Raw genomic sequence first — 16,186 nt, forward strand, 5'->3', positions numbered from 1 at the left:
CGGACGGAAAGCCGTTCACATTTCCTGGAATGCTCTTGCGGCCGGTCAGCCTTTTGCTGCCGTCACCAGCGGCGTCTGTGCGTGGAACATCATCTTCCAGCCATTGACGCGGTGGACATAGCCGGTGCTGACCAGCGCCGCATAGGCTTCGCCATCTCGCCGCGTCGCACGCGCCTCGTAGGTCAGCATGACGATGTCGCTGCCCGGCTCGATGATGCCCTTGAGGTCGATGTCGAGATCGCGCCAGCGGTTCGGGTCCGTGGCAGTTGCGGCCAGATCGGTATTGCTCATCACCCGCGCCATCTGCGGGAAGGCCACCAGGCAGTCGGTATCGGCATTGGCCTTGAAATAGTCGGCACCGCCGCTCCAGAATCCCCTTTCGATGTCGAGAAGTTCGTTCTTGTTGGCCATCATCATGGCAACCTCCTCCGTAGAGACGCACCAACGCTCGGGCAACGCGGCGGTTCCGCAAGACGCGGTATCCGCCGCGCGCTGACAGATTTTAGTTGGTTTTGGGAGCGGCGGGTGCTGGCACGTCGGACTTCTGCTTGCAGCCCTTCAGCCAGATATCATAGACGGCATGCTCGACGGCATTGATCCCGGGGCTTTCGGCAAACATCCAGCCGGTGAAGATACGGCGTATTTTCCGGTCGAGCGTGATCTCGTCGACCTCGACGAACGAATCCGTCTTCGGCTCTTCGTTTTCGGGCCGCGAATAGCAGATGCGCGGCGTCACCTGCAAAGCGCCGAACTGCACCGTCTCGTCGATATAAACATCGAAGGTGATGATACGGCCGGTGATCTTGTCGATGCCGGCGAATTCAGCGACGGGATTGGTGATGCGCTCGGATACTGCGGGTGCTTCAGGCGCCACCGACGCGTCCGGCGCAGGCGGCACCAATTCCTGCGCAGTAGCAAGCGCCACCATAGAAGCGAGAACGACCGCGGTTAATCCGCCCGTCAAAATTCGGCTGAACATGCTCATCCAAGATCCGGTGGTTTGCGCCCGGGTGATTCTCTTAACGCCAAGGCTAGTTGCTGCTGTCGGATCAGCAAACAGCTAAACAGCAATTGTGGCGACAAAGGACCGCCCCCGTGGGGACCGCGCGCGTGTCGCGGCGATCGATCACGAACCAGGCGTCCAGGCGTCGTAGTCGCCCGTCACCTGCGGACGATGCTGGTTGGTCAGCACCGAGCCTTTCGGGCGATAGGCCGCGGGGCTGCCGGTGAGGTTCGGCACATGCGGCTTTTGCCAGTCGCGTGGCTTGTAGTCTTCGCTTGGCGGCGCAACGTCGACACGATGATGGATCCAGCCATGCCAGCCGGGCGGAATCGCCGAGGCTTCCGAATAGTCGCGGTAGATGACCCAGCGACGGGTGCGGCCTTCCGAATCGACGCCGCCCTCATAGTAGACGTTGCCGACCTCGTCCTGCCCGACCTTCTTGCCGTGCCGCCAGGTATGGAAGCGCGTTCCCAATGTCTGGCTGTTCCACCAGGTGAAAAACTGCAGAAGGAAAGTCTTCATCCAAATCCTCGTGGCAAGTCCTTGAAGCAAGTCCTCGCGGCGGCTGCGGCGCCTGTTCCTGCTTATGGCGTCACGGCATTGCGAAGGCAAGCGTCTTGCCGCAACCGAGGAGCAAATGGGTGGCGGGAAAGCGAAACGATCATGTTATTTTCGCGGCCGCCCGAAGCAGATGAAATGGGTTGTTGGCAACCTTACGCAGCGTTATTCTAGGAGTTGAAGCTTCGTTGCCTCTAGGACGGCAAATGAGAGGGGCTCATGTCATCGCTGGCGGGCACGGCCGGTCGCGCATTGCCGCAGGTCGTTGAGGCGATCTACGATTCGATTGCCGACGTCGACCGCTGGCAGGCGACACTCGAGGCCATCTGCAACCTGGCGGAAGGCCAGCTTGCCATGCTCGCCGTCATCGACACGATCAGCAGCTCCGCGCGGTTTTCGGTGTCTTGCGGCGATCCCGCAGTTCTTGAGCCGTTGAAGCACGACTACGGCTCGCAAGTGCCGTTCTATGCGGCGGTTCCCAAGATGGAGATCGACGTGCCGTTCACCGTCGATTCGATCTACGCCCTGCAAGGCCCGGATACGCGACAGAGATGGCTCGAAAGCCGCATCGTGCGCGAATGGGTGCAACCCAACCGCCTGGACGATTTCTTCTGGGTGGCGTTGATGAAGCGGCCGACCCGGATCGGCACGCTGATGGTGGTTACCGACAAGGACAGGCGCCAGATTTCCCGCGAGGATATCGAGCTTGTCTGCCTGTTGGCACCGCATGTGCGGCGCGCGGTGACCATCGGCGACCTGTTCGAGGCCGAGCGGCGCAAGGCCGAAATCTTCCGCTCCATCATCGAAAGCCTCGACCATCCGGTGCTGATCGTCGCCGAAGACATGACCATCATCTTCGCCAATCCATCAGCCGAAGCGCTGCTCGCCGAAAACATTTCGGTTGCTTGCGTGCGCGGCCAGCTTTCCTTCACCTATGCCAATGCCAATGCCGCGATCGGCCGCGCCGTCCAGCTCGGCACGCGCGACGAATTCGCGCTCGGACCTTGCGGCATCAACATTCCCCTGGCCAAGACGGCCGTTCCGGCGGTGGCCCATGTGATGCCGCTGGCGCGGCGTGAGATCTCGGCGCGCATCTCGCAGCGCGCCGCTGCAGCGATCTTCATCGCGGCGGCCGGTTCGGCACCAATCCCGGCGCTGGACGCCATTGCGGCGCTGTTCGGATTGACCGCGGCAGAAAGGCGCGTCGCCGGTCACGTTGCCGCCGGCCTGACGCGAAAGGAAATCGCCGCGGCCGGCGGCGTCTCGGACGGCACCGTCAAGTCGCAGCTGGCGACGATCTTCGACAAGACCGGTACAGGCGATCAGCGCGAGCTCGAACTGTTGATGCGCGAATTGTCGCCACCCTTGCGCTCCAGTTGATTTTGCTCAGGTTCCCGGGACCGGCAGCGGTCCAAAAGACTCGGCCGGCAAGTTTTTCAAGCCCTTGAGACCATCCTCCGCAAAATCTGCGAAACGAAACCGGCATCGTTGCAATTCGGCCAAAATCATGGTGCGGTCGTTCGCGGTCCAGAAACGCGGCACTATGCTCGGCTGGAATGAAAATGGTTTCTGGCGCGGATCTCGATCTTTGACACCGACATCTACCGAGCGGCTGCTCCCCTACCTCTTTCTGCTTGGGCTGATCGTAATCGCGGTCGCTTTCCGGCCACTGCTGCCCGTCGACGAAACGCGATATCTCAGCGTCACCTGGGAAATGTATCTGAGCGGACAGATCTTCGTCCCGACGATGAATTTCGCGCCCTATCTGCAGAAGCCGCCACTGCTGTTTTGGCTTATCGACCTTGTCTGGAACATTTTCGGCGCCAGCCGGCCGGCGGCGATGCTGGTCATCTTCGGCGCCTCCTCGCTCGTCATCTGGCTGACGACGGCGTTGGCAAAGACCCTGTTTCCGGGCCGCGACGACATCGCGCGGCGCATCCCCTGGCTGGTCGCCGGAAGCAGCGTGTTCGTCATCTATTCGACGCTGATCCTGTTCGACCTGTTGCTGACGGTCTTTGTGCTCGCCGCGCTGTTGTCGTTGATTGCCTTTGCCCGCAGCGGCAACCGCTGGCAGGCCGTTCTGGCCGGGTTGTTCATCGGCATGGGCGTGCTGACGAAAGGCCCGGTGGTGCTGATCCATATCGGCGCGCCCATCCTGTTCTACCCGTTCTGGCGCGACGGGCGGGCGGGACTGACGACACCGAACTTCCTCGCTGGAGTGGGCATGGCCCTGCTCGCCGCGCTAATTCCGGTGGCGATCTGGCTGGTGCCGGCGACCATCCTGACAAAAGGCAATTTCGTTTATGATCTCGTCTGGAACCAGTCGGCGGGACGCGTCACCGGCAATTTGCGCAATTCGCACGGCCGGCCGTTCTATTTCTATCTGCTGCTGCTGCCGGTCATGTTCATACCGTGGATCTTCATACCCGAGGTGTGGCGGTTGAAGCTGCGCACGCGGATACGCAGCCTGATCGACACGAAGTCGCCGGATCTGCGCGCCTTGCGCCTGCTGTCATTCTCGTTCGTTGCCGTGTTTCTGGTGTTCAGCGCGATATCCGGCAAGCAGCCTCATTATGTCGTGCCGATGTTGCCGTTCGTGGTCATCCTGCTCGGCTATTTCATGGCGGAGATCCCGCTCGCCAGGCTGAAGAGCTCGGCCATCGTCATGCTTGTCATTTTCGGCATTGGCCACGCGGTGGCATCGGCAACCGCGTTCAAACGCTATGATCTGACGCCGCTCGCCAACTTCATCGACGAGCGAAAGGATGCGGACTGGGCCGTGGCTTTCGACTATCAAGGCGAAGTCGGCTTCCTGGCCCGGTTGCAAAAGCCATTCGAAACCACCGACAAACCGGAAGAATGGCTTGGCTCGCATCCCAGCGGCTATGTCATCGACAAGGTTTCCAAGGATCCCGGCACTGCAGGGCAAATCGCGTTCCGGCTTCGCGTCGAACGCGGCTATCTCGTCGTGCTGAAGGGACAGCATTGACGATCGTCACCGGTATGCGAGTTCGTCCCCCGCGCGGGAGATGAAGGCGTTGCTGCTTCGTGGTTCCATCGCTCGATAGAACCGGGAGGTATTCATGCGCAAGCTCATCTCGACGACGCTTTTTGCCTTATCGCTCGCTGTGGCCGGCCTTGCCGCCGATCCGGCATGGAGCTTCAAATGTCAGTCCGGAACGATTGGGCAAGGCAGTTGCTCCTGCTCCGGGACCGCCGACTGCACCGATATGCGGCATTCCAAAATGTGCAAGGGCGACCTGAACTGCGGTTCGGGCAAATGCTCCTGCACGGCCGCATTGGTAGTCGACCCCGGCCCGAAAACCCCCAAGCCCAAGGTCGTCGCGCCGAAGGCGACAACCAAAGGCGTCGTGAAGCAGTAGATATCCAATTCGAAAGGACGGCGGCTCGACGTCGCTGGGCCAGCCCGATGTTTCGCGGTTCATCCCCCGTGCGGGCGATGAACCGCCATCGAACAAATGCTGCTGTCTAGCCGGAGGGTGGTTTCCAACGACAGAGCGAGGATACCATGTTGAAAACCTGCACGATCCTGTTCTTCTGCCTGATGGCGGCCACCGCGGCCGCCCAGCCGCCGCCTTCGGGGCCGCCGGTTCCCAGTGCGGCACTTGCCCCATGCAACGCCACACAATCGAACAGGCCCTGCAAAGCCGAACTCGGCGTGTTCCTGATCACCAACACCGTCCGCAACCTGGCGCAAGCCAAAGTCGACGCCACCAACGCACAGCTGGCCGCCCAGGGACGATCGTCACGCGCATCGATCGAATCGCTGAAGCAATGGCGGCCGTCGCGCTTTGCGACGCAGATGCTGAACCAGCCGAACAGCTGGTTTGTCAAAGTTCCTTACATCCTGACCATCAAAGTCTCGATCCCGGTGACCTCCGACCGCCACATCGGCATTCCCATAGACGTCAACGTCTTCTGCAGCGGCTGGCAGACCGATTCCAGCCAGGTCATCATCCGCTCGCAACCCGGCCCGGCGAGCTTCGAGGGCGGCAACATCCTCGAAGACGTTTTCAACGTCGGCAATTACATCGACGCTCAGGTACGCAGCTCGTTTTCGGCACCTCTGCCGGTGACGACGCCGGTTCCAAATTCGAAATGCTCGGCAATAGACGGCTCCGATGCCGGCACACAGGCCACCGGCGATGATCTCATCTTCTGGACGGTGCCGCGGCGCAACCTGGTGGTGACGGACGCCATAGCCAAGCCGACGGTTGAAGTGACCTTCGACAGCCTCACACGCCTGCCAGCCCGCGACTTCCACAACAATGTCGTCTATGCGGAATCCGAGGCCATAAACCTCAACGTCTATGCCAATGAGGATGGCCGTCAGAAGGCGCTGACGATGCGCGAAGGCGACGTGGCTGCGCTGAACCTTCCCGCGGTACGGCTGGACGCGCGAAAATACGATTCGCTGGTCGTCATCGGCAATGTCGACCAGCCGCCGAACGACCCCAGAGACAGCGCCTTCGCAGTAGCGGCCAAGACTGCGGGATTCGGTGCCGGTTCCAAGATCATGCAGATCCCGAAGTGGTATTCGAGGCCGCCGGACCAGTTCAATCCCAAGCCTACATGGATCAGAGTTCCCGGCTATGAGCTGCACTATACGGTGCGCTATCTCAACAGCGGCGGGCTGGCCGTCGATGGTGGAGCCAGTACGGTCCGGCCTCCAAAAGTCGCCGTTCCGATAAAGACGCTCATCAAGCCGAAAACGCCCTGACGCGGCCGCTCGCGGATGACGGCGGCGGTTCAGACCGCTGCCGCCTTGCCCCGCGCGGCAGATGCGGCAGCGCCGGCATCATGGCCTGATCTTGCTGGAACAAACGCGCCGCTGCGCCACGAGCGAGCGGCGCCATCGATGGAGACAAACGATGCTGCACCTTCCTCACACCATGCCCGCCATCAGGATCATTGCGGCAATCTCGCTGCTTGCTTTACCGAACTTCTTGCCGCCGGTCACGAGCCCGGCGAACGCTTTGCCGGTCAGCCAATCCTGCCGGATCACCACCTATTACAAGACGGCGGCGAAGGCGACGGAGGTTGGCGTGCGCTCGACGTGCCAGGGCGTTAAAAAATGGGGCGTCACCTCGAAATATTACGAGGTCGAAAAAATCGAAGCCGCTACGCCCCCGCACACGTCGGGCGGCGGCGGCAGCCTGCCGTGCGAGTTTCTCGCTGCCGGCTGCTCCAACCTGCCTGAGAAACGCAACTGAGCGTCAGGCGAACGAGCTATCCGAGTGGCTTCTCCAAAACCAGCGCCGGCAACCCTGAGGCGCCACCGCAATCGGCCGTGTTACCGGCGGGCAAGAACCCCCTCGAGCGGTAGAAGGCGATGGCCGGAGCATTTGCTTCCTCGACCTCGACGCGCAGCGTTCGGGCCTCCGGAAAGCTGGCCTCGATCTCGTCCAGCAGCGCCTGGCCGATGCCTTGCCTCTGCCAGGCAGGATGCACGTAAAGCTGGTTCAGCATGACGATCCTGGCATCCGTGGTGGCGGCGGCGAAAGCCATGCCGCCAATGCTTTTGCCGTCGTCGGCGACCAGGAACTCCGAGTTCGGCCGCGTCAGCCGCGCTTTGAGCGCGGCGATCGAATGCCATTCATCGGTGATTTCGGTAACCCGCGCCGCGCCGTAGATGGCGTCATAGGTGGCATGCCACGTCTCGATCAGCAATGCGCGCACCGCCGCCAGATCGCGCTCGCCGGCGGTGCGGATGAACATCCTACTCGATCCCGAGCTTGGCCTTGACCAGCTCGTTGACCGCTTGCGGATTGGCCTTGCCGCCGGTCGCCTTCATCACCTGGCCAACGAACCAGCCGGCCATGGTCGGCTTGGCGCGCGCCTGCTCGACCTTGTCCGGGTTGGCCGCGATCACCTCGTCGACCGCCTTTTCGATGGCGCCGGTGTCGGTGACCTGCTTCATGCCACGGCTTTCGACCAGCTGACGCGGATCGCCGCCCTCGTTCCAGACGATCTCGAACAGATCCTTGGCGATCTTGCCGGAGATGGTGCCTTCCTTGATCAGGTCGATGACCGTACCAATCTGGTCGGGCGAAACAGGAGCGTTTTCAATATCCTGGCCGGCCTTGTTCAAGGCACCCAGCAGATCGTTGATGACCCAATTGGCGGCGAGCTTGCCGTCGCGCCCGGCCGCCACCTTCTCGAAATAATCGGCAATCGCTTTTTCCGACACCAGGATCGAGGCGTCGTAGGTCGACAGGCCGAGCGAAGCGATCAGCCGCGTCTTCTTGGCGTCCGGCAGTTCCGGCAGGTCCTTTGCCAACTCGTCGACATAGGCCTGGTCGAATTCCAGCGGCAGAAGGTCGGGATCCGGGAAATAGCGATAGTCGTGCGCTTCCTCCTTGGAGCGCATCGAGCGCGTCTCACCCTTGTTGGGGTCGAACAGCCGCGTTTCCTGCTCGATCCTGCCGCCGTCCTCGAGGATGGCAATCTGGCGGCGCGCCTCATAGTCGATCGCCTGGCCGATGAAACGGATCGAGTTGACGTTCTTGATCTCGCAGCGCGTGCCGAATTCGCCGCCGGGCCGGCGCACCGAGACGTTGACGTCGGCGCGCAGCGAGCCTTCGTCCATATTGCCGTCACACGTGCCGAGATAGCGCACGATGGTGCGCAGCTTGGTGACGTAGGCCTTGGCTTCATCGGCGGAGCGCATATCCGGCTTGGAGACGATCTCCATCAGCGCCACGCCGGAGCGGTTGAGATCGACATAGGACATCGTCGCATGCTGGTCGTGCATCGACTTGCCGGCGTCCTGCTCCAGGTGCAGGCGCTCGATGCCGACCTCGATGTCCTCGAATTCGCCCTGTCGGTCCGGGCCGACCGAGACGATCACCTTCCCCTCGCCGACGATCGGCTGCTTGAACTGCGAGATCTGGTAGCCCTGCGGCAGGTCGGGATAGAAATAGTTTTTCCTGTCGAAGACCGATTTGTGGTTGATCTCGGCCTTTAGGCCCAGCCCGGTGCGGATCGCCTGCTTGACGCATTCCTCGTTGATGACCGGCAGCATGCCGGGCATCGCCGCGTCGACCAGGCTGACATTGGCGTTGGGCGCGGCGCCGAAAATGGTCGAGGCGCCGGAAAACAGCTTTGCCTGAGAGGTCACCTGCGCGTGGACCTCGAGGCCGATGATGATCTCCCAGTCGCCGGTGGTGCCGGGAACCAGGCGCTTGGCGTCGGGCGTGCGGGTGTCGATAATGCTCATAAGGGCCTGCATATTGAAATTGCGGATATGCGAGAACGCATATTTTGATGTGCAACTTCGCTAGTGCAAACCGCCAAAAGAGACAAGCGCAAAGCCGCAGGCGCCGACGCGGCACAGGCCCGCACCTGCCGCGACGAACTGCGATAGCAGCTTGAAAAATCGACCTGTCGGCAACCCGGCCGCCGTCACCTATGCCGTGGCGATGTAGGCCCTGATCTCCTCGGCCTCGCGCTCGACATCCTCGATGCGGCGCTTGACCACGTCGCCGATCGACACGATGCCGTCGAGCAGCCCGTTCTTTTCCACCGGCAGATGGCGGAAGCGGCCCTTGGTCATGATCTCCATGACCTCGTTGACGGTGTGGTTCTCATTGCAGATCTTCACCTTGGGCGTCATCGCCGAGCGGATGGCAAGGTCGAGCGCCGCCGCCCCCTCCTTGGCGAGAACCCGCACCACATCGCGCTCGGAAAGAATGCCGACGATCTTGTGATCGCCGTTGGTGATGACCAGCGCGCCGATCCTGTGTTCGGAAAGCATGCGGATGGCTTCGCTGAGCTTTTCGTTCGGCCCGAGCGTCACCACGCCGTGGCCTTTTGCCTCGAGAATTGCCTTAACAGTCATGGCGTCCTCCTCTGCATTTCCTGCCGGCTCCTGCCCTGGCCGGCTTTCCCTGGGATGAACATGGTGCGCCGCGATCGGTTGCTTTTCAAGTGCGGCGGTCTCAGGTCTCCGGCTCGTCCGCCTGCCGGGGCACCTGCTCTCGTCGATCAAAAAACCGCAGGCCGAAGAAGCCGGCAAGAAAGCCGCCAATATGGGCTTCCCAGGCGATCTGGCCGTCAATGCCAGGCGCCAGGCCGAAGAGGCCGGTCGCGAGGTTGATCACCATCCACATGGCGAGAAAGGTGACGACGCCGCGCGAGCGCAGCACCGCCGCCATCGGCAAAGGCCGGCCGGCGAAGGCGGCCTTGCCCGACGAGCGGTCGATGCGGAAGCCGTAGCGTGCCGCCGCGCCCATCATGCCGGAAATCGCGCCGGAGGCGCCGACCAGCGGCGCCTCGCCAAGCGGGTGCATGGCCCAGAACAGCGCCACCGCCGCCAGTCCGGTCGCGGCGAAGAACAGGCTGAAGCGCAGGGCGCCGAAGCGGTTGGCCAACGGTGAGCCGAAGGCCGCGAGCCACACCATGTTGATGGCAAGATGGGCAAAGCCGCCATGCAGGAAGGCATATGTAAAGGGCCGAGAAAACAGGAACCAGTCGAAGCCGTATTGGCCAGTGTAGAGAACAGGAATGAAGGCCCCGTCGTACAATAGTGTCAGCTGCTGGTCTTGGCTAAGCACATACTGCTGCATCAGAAAGACGACGACGCAGATGGCGATCACCGCCAGCACCACGGGCGGCAGGTTGAACACCGGCTCGCGGCGCTGCTCCGGTTCGCGGGCGACAGGCCCACCCTGGCCCTGCTCGATCTCCGGTGGGCTTTCTGGGTCGCTCATATGGCTTGCACTCAGTCGCTGGATTGGACTTGCGAGCATGTAGATCACGGCCAACCGAATCACAAACGGCGAATCAGCAGCCCCGAATCAAAAAAGAAGCCGTCCAAGGTTTCCCTTGAACGGCTGGTCGAGCCCCCTTGCTCCCCCTGAACTCTTGACTGAAGTGCTGCCGATCGTCGCAAAACGACCGCTTCTGGAGTGGTTTTGGTGTGCCACAGGGCTGGCAGGCGCGCAACGTAAACCAGTTGTTAACCTTAACCGCCCCGACCCGTGAACAAGTATTAACGATGCTGGCACGCATCCTGCTCCGCAACGCATGTAGGTCTTCGGAGGGCGCCCTTCTGTTCACCGATGGGACATCAGAAGACAGAATGCGCGGAGCAGCATTAGCATGAACCAGACCGGATCGATCACGCTGTTCCATTATTGGAACCGGTTGCGTGACGGACGCCCTGCCCCGAAGCGCTCGGAAGTCGAACCGGCCGATATCAAGTCGCTGCTGGCCGACACGTTCATCCTGGAAAAGGACACGCGCGGCGAAGCGGTGTTCCGGCTCGCCGGCACCAGGCTCTGCGCGGTCTATGGCCGCGAACTCAAGGGGTTTTCATTCCCTTCGCTGTGGCGCGAGAAGGACCAGCGACTGATTTCGAAGCTGACCGATGGCGTCTTCGACCTGAAATCGGTGATGCTCATCACCTATGAGGGTTTCAGCCGCAACGGCCGGTCCAACAGGTTCGAGCTGCTCGCGCTGCCGCTCGACGGCGGTGTCGAGAGCCCGCGCTGCCTCGGCGTGATAAGCGCCGTCGAAAAACCTTTCTGGCTGGGTGCCGACCCGGTTCTCGACGCCTTGATCGATTCGATCCGTGTCGTCGATCCCGACAAGGAGCCGATGTTCCCGGGGAACCGGCCGGCGATAGAGGTTCCCTCGCTCGCCCCGTCGGAATTCGACCCGCCCGAGACGATTTCGGCGCTCGGCCAGGCCCGCCGCATCCGTCACCTGGTCGTCTTCGACGGCGGTCGCGAGGAATGATGCCCAAAGCTTAAAGCAACAGCGCCGGGCTTTGCCCTTTGTTAACCTGCTTTGTTGTAGTTTTCCGCTGAAATTCCCCGCATCCATGCGCGGAATGCCGAACGGGGTATGGCAGTGATGAGGTCAGCGGCGGTCGACCATGCGCCGTCCCAAGCTGAAAGGCGTAACTTTCAGCGCGTCCGCGTGAAAATTTACGGACGTTTCATGCTGGAAGACCGCACCGAACATCCCTGCCAGGTGGTCGACATGTCGCCCGGCAACGTTGCGTTGCGCACCGAGCGCACCGGCCTGGCTGGCGAAAAGGTCATTGCCTATATCGATCACATCGGCCGCATCGAAGGCGTCATCACCCGCACTTTGCAGGATGGCTTTGCGATGACCGTCATCGCGTCGGAGCGCAAGAGGGACAAGCTCGCCGCGCAACTGACCTGGCTTGCCAACAAGCACGAGCTCGACCTGCCGGAAGACCGCCGCCATGAACGCGTCGCACCGCGCAACCCGACGAGCGTGATGCAGCTTGCCGACGGACGCCAGTACCAGTGCCGCATCATCGACCTGTCGCTGTCGGGCGCGGCGATCGAGATCGACGTCAAGCCGGCCATCGGCGTCCAGGTGACGCTGGGCACCATGCGCGGCCAGATAGTGCGGCATTTCGAAGATGGCGTCGCCATCGAGTTCGCCGTCATCCAGCGGCCGGAAACGCTCGATACCGAATTCAGCTCGTCGCGCGGCTGACGCGGAAGCGTTAGCACTATCGGGAAGAGAGGCTGGCGATCCTTCGCGCCCCCCTCTGTCCCGCCATCCTAGCTGTTCGAACGGTGCGACGAAGCATGGGAACATGCCCGACTGGAATCCTTAAACAATTCTATATTCAATTACGTCAAATTTTATGTTTATTCTATTGGCGTTTTACTTAATGTCTACTTCGCGCTTTTGCGTCAAATAAATCCAGCCGTGTCATTGTCTCCTCAAACGGGGAGACTGAATAATGAACAGGATGAGGGGCAAGCTGTTGCTGGCGGCAATAGCGATGCAGCTTTTCGGTTGGGGGACTGTAAACGCGGCGGAGCCGGCCTTCATGCACACCGGCGGCCGCACCACGCAGCCGGTCGGACACTACGAATTATGCCAGCAGCTTCCGCAGGAATGCAATCAGAGGACGCCTGGCCGGGCACCCGTCGAGCTGACCCGCAAGCTGTGGGCAACGATCGTCAAAGTCAACAATTCGGTCAACAGCAGGGTCGCGCCGCGCACCGACATGGAAATGTGGGGCAAGGAGGAAGTCTGGTCCTTTCCCAATAGCGGCTTCGGCGACTGCGAGGACTATGCGCTGGAAAAGCGCCGCGAGCTGATGAGCATTGGCGTGCCGGCCGGCGATCTGCTGATGACGGTGGTGCGCCAGCGCAATGGCGACGGCCATGCGGTGCTGACCGTGCGCACCAGCCTTGGCGAGTTCATCCTCGACAATCTCCAGCCCAAGGTGCTGTCCTGGACCAATACCGGCTACACCTACCTGAAGCGCCAGTCCGAGCGGAATTCCGGCGCCTGGGTGACGATCAACGACGGCCGCTCCGACGCGGTCGCCAGCGTCCGCTGAGGACGCCAAGGCATGTCGCCCAAAAGTGCGTAGCGGTTTTGGGATAACGACATGCATAAAACAGAGGTTAAGTGCGTCGCATGACTTCGCGCTTTAGGAGAAACCCGGTCGAGTCCCCACCCTCCCCGTCCCCAACGACCGGGTTTAAGGAGCCGGCCCCGTCCCCGGGCCGGCTCCACCATTTCTGGCGGAACACATCTCGATAAAGTTATCTCGGCTTTGCCTCCAACTGCGCTTCGTCATCCAAGCTGTCTCACGATCGTTTGTGGGATACGAGCTGCCGTTTGCCGTCGAAACGCTGTTACTTGCCCCTGATACGGAACGCGTCGACAAAGGCGGAAAACGCCGGAGAGGGATGGCGCCGGCTTGGATAGTACAGGTGGTAACCCTGGAACGTCGGGCACCATTTGGTCAGGACTTCCTGGAGAAGGCCACTCTCAATGTGTGGAAGGACGAGTTCGCGCGGCAGATAGGCCAAGCCCACTCCGTCAAGCGCGGCTTGGATCGCCGGCCCCATGTTGTTAAGCGTCAGTTGCCCCTCGACCCGAGCACTGAACTCGCGCGCTCCTTCCCGCAATTCCCAGGCATAGACCGATCCTGACGTCGGCAGCCGGTAGTTGATGCAGTTATGGTCGGTCAGCTCCTGCGGCGTCTCCGGCGGTGTCCGGTGGGCGAAGTAATGGGGTGAGCCGACCACAGTGTAGGTCACGTCGGCTCCGATGCGCACGGCTACCATATCCCGGGCAATGGACTCGCCCAGACGCACGCCGGCATCGAACTGGCGCTCGACGATGTTGGTGAAGGCGTTGTCGACCACCAACTCGACATTGATATCGGGGAAGTCGCTCAGGAACTTTGGCAGCCGGGCGCGGAAGACAATGTCGACCGAATCGTCGGTGCACACTAGGCGAATGTTGCCGGACGGCCTGTCGCGAAGGACGCCGAGAGCGCTGACCTCAGCCGCGATGCCTTCGAAATGCGGTTCGATGCCTTCCTTGAGGCGTTGACCGGCCGCCGTCGGGGCCACGTCGCGCGTGGTGCGAGACAGAAGACGGACGCCAAGCCGCGACTCCAGCGACTTGATGGTGTGGCTAAGGGCCGAAGGAGTGACCCCGAGCTTGGCGGCTGCTCGGGTGAAGCTCCGCGTCCGGGTGATCTCCAGGAACGCGCGCATTTCGGCGAACTCGTCGCGTGGCATTGATGAGCCTCATTCACAACCACATCAAAATTATACCCGCTAGTCGCATTTGGCCAGCCCGACTACTTAGTTCGGGAACGGACAGGAGACTGCCTTATGACCATCGATTTCGTGCTGGACGAGGCCACTGCTGCTGACAGCGGGACGACCCCATGGTCTGCGGTGGTCTGCCTGTCGCTGCTGACCTTCCTCCTGGTCGGACTGGAGTTCCTCCCGGTGAGCCTGCTCACCCCGATCGCTCAGGATCTGGCCGTCTCCGAGGGTCAGGCAGGCCAGGCAATCGCGGTATCCGGATTCTTCGCCGTGGTTACCAGCCTCTTCGGCAACTCGCTGTTGCGAAACGTCGATCGACGGACGGTGGTTCTGGTCTATACGGCAGTGCTGGCCGCATCGAGCCTGGCGGTGGCGCTTGCTCCCAACTTCCTGGTCTTCCTGGCCGGGCGGGCGCTGGTGGGCATCGCGATCGGCGGTTTCTGGTCACTGTCGACGGCCATTCTGGCCCGCCTGGCCGCGGGACCCGACCTGCCCAAGGCCATTGCCTTGCTCCAGGGTGGCACTGCCTTCGCATTGGTGATCGCCGCGCCCGTCGGCAGCTTCCTCGGATCGCTGATCGGATGGCGGGGAACCTTTTTCGTCACTGTCCCCATCGGCCTTGCGGCGCTCGTGTGGCAGTTGGCCGTTCTCCCGAAGATGCCGCCGATAGAGATCGCCTCGGTGTCGAGCATGTTCGGCCTGCTGCGGAATCGCAGATTCGCCATCGGCATGGGCGCGACCGGGCTCGCTTTCATCGGGCAGAACGCGCTCTCGATCTATCTGCGGCCGTTTCTGGAAAACGTGACGGGCCTTGAGGTCAACACCCTCTCACTGGCTCTATTGGGCGTCGGCCTCGGTGGCGTGGCGGGACTGTCGATTGTCGGCTTCATACTCCGGCGGCACCTCACAGCCGTGCTGATCGGGCTGCCGAGTGCACTCGCGGTCTTCGCTCTACTGCTGATTGCCTTTGGACCGTTTGCACGCGCCACGGCCGGCCTGCTGGTTCTTTGGGGACTGTTCGCTACCCCGATCCCGGTGGCGTGGAACACCTGGATGAGCACGCTCATCCCTGAAGACCTGGAGGCCGGGGGCGGACTCCAGGTCGCCCTGATCCAGTTCGCGATCGCAGGCGGCGCTATTGCAGGAGGCCTGCTGTTCGACGTGGCCGGCTGGTGGAGCGCCTTCCTTCTCGCCGCCGTCCTGCTCACGGGCTCGGCCTTGCTCGCCGCCTCGGCCGGCCCCCGCACCTGAACTCTTTCAATTCTTGTCTAGGAGAATCTCATGTCCGAAGGAATCGAGAACAAGGTCGTCGTCATCACCGGTGCCAGCAGTGGCCTCGGTGAAGCGACGGCACGCCATCTTGCCGCACGAGGCGCTTCCGTGGTCCTGGGTGCACGGCGGTCACGCCGCATCGACGCCCTTGTCCAGGAACTGACCGCCGCTGGGCACAAAGCCAAGGCCGTTACTACGGACGTCACCGACGCCGGCCAGGTCCAGAACCTGGTGAACACGGCGGTCCGGGAATTCGGCCGCATCGACGTGATGCTCAACAATGCGGGCCTCATGCCGTTGGCCCCGCTCGAACGGCTCAAGGTCGACGAATGGGACCGGATGATCGACGTCAACATCAAGGGCGTCCTTTACGGCATCGCGGCCGCGCTTCCGTACATGAAGGAGCAGCGATCGGGGCACATTATCAATGTCTCATCCGTATACGGCCATGTGGTCGACCCGGGTGCGGCGGTCTATTGCGCCACCAAGTTCGCGGTGCGTGCGCTATCCGAGGGTCTGCGGAAAGAGGTGAAACCCTACAATATCCGCACCACGGTGATCTCGCCGGGCGCTGTCAGCACAGAGTTGCTCGAGCATATCAGCGAGAAGGATATCCAGCAGGGGACCAGGGACTTCGTGAGCAACATCGCCGTGGGGCCAGATACGTTTGCCCGAACGGTCGCCTTCGCGATCAACGAGCCCGACGACGTCGATATCAACGAGATCTTGTTCCGGCCGACCGCCCAGCCGGTTTGACTTGGAA

At 61.9% G+C, this 16,186-nt stretch carries 18 protein-coding genes; 10 read left to right on the forward strand and 8 right to left on the reverse strand.

All coding sequences use genetic code 11. The features are described from left to right. Window positions 1-45 precede the first annotated feature (45 nt). The 3 genes from NKJ23_RS26220 to NKJ23_RS26230 all read right to left on the reverse strand — a co-directional run bounded on the left by NKJ23_RS26220 (window position 46) and on the right by NKJ23_RS26230 (window position 1,525). Window positions 46-414, reverse strand: a complete 369-nt coding sequence (locus tag NKJ23_RS26220) for a hypothetical protein (protein ID WP_352683424.1) — start codon at window positions 412-414, stop codon at window positions 46-48. A gap of 88 nt (window positions 415-502) precedes the next feature. Then, on the reverse strand, window positions 503-985 hold the full coding sequence (locus tag NKJ23_RS26225) for a DUF2155 domain-containing protein (protein ID WP_352683347.1): 483 nt from the start codon (window positions 983-985) through the stop codon (window positions 503-505). Window positions 986-1,126: 141 nt separating this feature from the next. Beyond that, the gene (locus tag NKJ23_RS26230) at window positions 1,127-1,525 is read right to left on the reverse strand and encodes an NADH:ubiquinone oxidoreductase subunit NDUFA12 (protein WP_023674818.1); all 399 of its coding nucleotides are present in this window, start codon (window positions 1,523-1,525) and stop codon (window positions 1,127-1,129) included. 255 nt (window positions 1,526-1,780) lie between these two features. Here NKJ23_RS26230 and NKJ23_RS26235 point away from each other — a divergent pair, with 255 nt between their 5' ends. The 5 genes from NKJ23_RS26235 to NKJ23_RS26255 all read left to right on the forward strand — a co-directional run bounded on the left by NKJ23_RS26235 (window position 1,781) and on the right by NKJ23_RS26255 (window position 6,795). Then, complete coding sequence (locus NKJ23_RS26235) at window positions 1,781-2,941, forward strand: helix-turn-helix transcriptional regulator (protein ID WP_352683349.1); 1,161 nt, start codon at window positions 1,781-1,783, stop codon at window positions 2,939-2,941. A 208-nt stretch (window positions 2,942-3,149) separates the two neighbouring features. Continuing rightward, on the forward strand, window positions 3,150-4,550 hold the full coding sequence (locus tag NKJ23_RS26240; protein ID WP_352683351.1) for an ArnT family glycosyltransferase: 1,401 nt from the start codon (window positions 3,150-3,152) through the stop codon (window positions 4,548-4,550). Window positions 4,551-4,644: 94 nt separating this feature from the next. After that, window positions 4,645-4,944, forward strand: a complete 300-nt coding sequence (locus NKJ23_RS26245; protein WP_352646745.1) for a hypothetical protein — start codon at window positions 4,645-4,647, stop codon at window positions 4,942-4,944. 146 nt (window positions 4,945-5,090) lie between these two features. Next, complete coding sequence (locus NKJ23_RS26250) at window positions 5,091-6,302, forward strand: hypothetical protein (RefSeq protein WP_352683353.1); 1,212 nt, start codon at window positions 5,091-5,093, stop codon at window positions 6,300-6,302. A 151-nt stretch (window positions 6,303-6,453) separates the two neighbouring features. Further along, window positions 6,454-6,795, forward strand: coding sequence for a hypothetical protein (locus NKJ23_RS26255; protein ID WP_352683355.1), 342 nt, complete (start codon window positions 6,454-6,456; stop codon window positions 6,793-6,795). Window positions 6,796-6,811: 16 nt separating this feature from the next. Here NKJ23_RS26255 and NKJ23_RS26260 read toward each other — a convergent pair whose 3' ends face one another. The 4 genes from NKJ23_RS26260 to NKJ23_RS26275 form a co-directional block, all read right to left on the reverse strand. Continuing rightward, window positions 6,812-7,300 (reverse strand): GNAT family N-acetyltransferase, encoded by a 489-nt coding sequence (locus tag NKJ23_RS26260; RefSeq protein ID WP_352526510.1) that lies wholly within the window; start codon window positions 7,298-7,300, stop codon window positions 6,812-6,814. A 1-nt stretch (window position 7,301) separates the two neighbouring features. After that, window positions 7,302-8,801, reverse strand: coding sequence for an Asp-tRNA(Asn)/Glu-tRNA(Gln) amidotransferase subunit GatB (gene gatB, locus NKJ23_RS26265; RefSeq protein ID WP_352683357.1), 1,500 nt, complete (start codon window positions 8,799-8,801; stop codon window positions 7,302-7,304). A gap of 189 nt (window positions 8,802-8,990) precedes the next feature. Further along, window positions 8,991-9,422, reverse strand: coding sequence for a CBS domain-containing protein (locus NKJ23_RS26270; RefSeq protein WP_352451102.1), 432 nt, complete (start codon window positions 9,420-9,422; stop codon window positions 8,991-8,993). A gap of 100 nt (window positions 9,423-9,522) precedes the next feature. Beyond that, on the reverse strand, window positions 9,523-10,293 hold the full coding sequence (locus NKJ23_RS26275; protein ID WP_352451103.1) for a rhomboid family intramembrane serine protease: 771 nt from the start codon (window positions 10,291-10,293) through the stop codon (window positions 9,523-9,525). Between the two features lie 391 nt (window positions 10,294-10,684). Between NKJ23_RS26275 and NKJ23_RS26280 the strand changes: the two genes are divergently transcribed. The 3 genes from NKJ23_RS26280 to NKJ23_RS26290 all read left to right on the forward strand — a co-directional run bounded on the left by NKJ23_RS26280 (window position 10,685) and on the right by NKJ23_RS26290 (window position 12,920). Then, the gene (locus NKJ23_RS26280) at window positions 10,685-11,323 is read left to right on the forward strand and encodes a PAS domain-containing protein (protein WP_352451104.1); all 639 of its coding nucleotides are present in this window, start codon (window positions 10,685-10,687) and stop codon (window positions 11,321-11,323) included. A gap of 117 nt (window positions 11,324-11,440) precedes the next feature. Continuing rightward, window positions 11,441-12,058, forward strand: coding sequence for a PilZ domain-containing protein (locus NKJ23_RS26285; RefSeq protein WP_352683359.1), 618 nt, complete (start codon window positions 11,441-11,443; stop codon window positions 12,056-12,058). 262 nt (window positions 12,059-12,320) lie between these two features. Then, the gene (locus NKJ23_RS26290; protein WP_198023528.1) at window positions 12,321-12,920 is read left to right on the forward strand and encodes a transglutaminase-like cysteine peptidase; all 600 of its coding nucleotides are present in this window, start codon (window positions 12,321-12,323) and stop codon (window positions 12,918-12,920) included. 301 nt (window positions 12,921-13,221) lie between these two features. Here the strand turns inward: NKJ23_RS26290 and NKJ23_RS26295 are convergent, their stop codons facing one another. Further along, window positions 13,222-14,118 carry a LysR family transcriptional regulator gene (locus NKJ23_RS26295; RefSeq protein ID WP_023674806.1) on the reverse strand — a complete coding sequence of 299 codons (897 nt, stop codon included), beginning with the start codon at window positions 14,116-14,118 and terminating at the stop codon, window positions 13,222-13,224. A gap of 96 nt (window positions 14,119-14,214) precedes the next feature. Here NKJ23_RS26295 and NKJ23_RS26300 point away from each other — a divergent pair, with 96 nt between their 5' ends. Together NKJ23_RS26300 and NKJ23_RS26305 are read left to right on the forward strand one after the other, a co-directional pair. Continuing rightward, window positions 14,215-15,402, forward strand: a complete 1,188-nt coding sequence (locus NKJ23_RS26300; RefSeq protein WP_352683360.1) for an MFS transporter — start codon at window positions 14,215-14,217, stop codon at window positions 15,400-15,402. Between the two features lie 30 nt (window positions 15,403-15,432). Next, window positions 15,433-16,179 carry an SDR family oxidoreductase gene (locus tag NKJ23_RS26305; protein WP_352683362.1) on the forward strand — a complete coding sequence of 249 codons (747 nt, stop codon included), beginning with the start codon at window positions 15,433-15,435 and terminating at the stop codon, window positions 16,177-16,179. The last annotated feature ends 7 nt before the right edge of the window (window positions 16,180-16,186 follow it).

The sequence above is a fragment of the Mesorhizobium sp. M0184 genome (assembly GCF_040322215.1).
Taxonomy (GTDB): domain Bacteria; phylum Pseudomonadota; class Alphaproteobacteria; order Rhizobiales; family Rhizobiaceae; genus Mesorhizobium.

Coding starts and splice junctions, on each gene's coding strand:
- NKJ23_RS26285 (WP_352683359.1), top strand. CDS start 11,441: ATGAGGTCAGCGGCGGTCGACCATGCGCCGTCCCAAGCTGAAAGGCGT.
- NKJ23_RS26300 (WP_352683360.1), top strand. CDS start 14,215: ATGACCATCGATTTCGTGCTGGACGAGGCCACTGCTGCTGACAGCGGG.
- NKJ23_RS26275 (WP_352451103.1), bottom strand. CDS start 10,293: ATGAGCGACCCAGAAAGCCCACCGGAGATCGAGCAGGGCCAGGGTGGG.
- NKJ23_RS26305 (WP_352683362.1), top strand. CDS start 15,433: ATGTCCGAAGGAATCGAGAACAAGGTCGTCGTCATCACCGGTGCCAGC.
- NKJ23_RS26255 (WP_352683355.1), top strand. CDS start 6,454: ATGCTGCACCTTCCTCACACCATGCCCGCCATCAGGATCATTGCGGCA.
- NKJ23_RS26270 (WP_352451102.1), bottom strand. CDS start 9,422: ATGACTGTTAAGGCAATTCTCGAGGCAAAAGGCCACGGCGTGGTGACG.
- NKJ23_RS26235 (WP_352683349.1), top strand. CDS start 1,781: ATGTCATCGCTGGCGGGCACGGCCGGTCGCGCATTGCCGCAGGTCGTT.
- NKJ23_RS26220 (WP_352683424.1), bottom strand. CDS start 414: ATGATGGCCAACAAGAACGAACTTCTCGACATCGAAAGGGGATTCTGG.
- NKJ23_RS26260 (WP_352526510.1), bottom strand. CDS start 7,300: ATGTTCATCCGCACCGCCGGCGAGCGCGATCTGGCGGCGGTGCGCGCA.
- NKJ23_RS26225 (WP_352683347.1), bottom strand. CDS start 985: ATGAGCATGTTCAGCCGAATTTTGACGGGCGGATTAACCGCGGTCGTT.
- gatB (WP_352683357.1), bottom strand. CDS start 8,801: ATGAGCATTATCGACACCCGCACGCCCGACGCCAAGCGCCTGGTTCCC.
- NKJ23_RS26250 (WP_352683353.1), top strand. CDS start 5,091: ATGTTGAAAACCTGCACGATCCTGTTCTTCTGCCTGATGGCGGCCACC.
- NKJ23_RS26245 (WP_352646745.1), top strand. CDS start 4,645: ATGCGCAAGCTCATCTCGACGACGCTTTTTGCCTTATCGCTCGCTGTG.
- NKJ23_RS26280 (WP_352451104.1), top strand. CDS start 10,685: ATGAACCAGACCGGATCGATCACGCTGTTCCATTATTGGAACCGGTTG.
- NKJ23_RS26230 (WP_023674818.1), bottom strand. CDS start 1,525: ATGAAGACTTTCCTTCTGCAGTTTTTCACCTGGTGGAACAGCCAGACA.
- NKJ23_RS26295 (WP_023674806.1), bottom strand. CDS start 14,118: ATGCCACGCGACGAGTTCGCCGAAATGCGCGCGTTCCTGGAGATCACC.
- NKJ23_RS26290 (WP_198023528.1), top strand. CDS start 12,321: ATGAGGGGCAAGCTGTTGCTGGCGGCAATAGCGATGCAGCTTTTCGGT.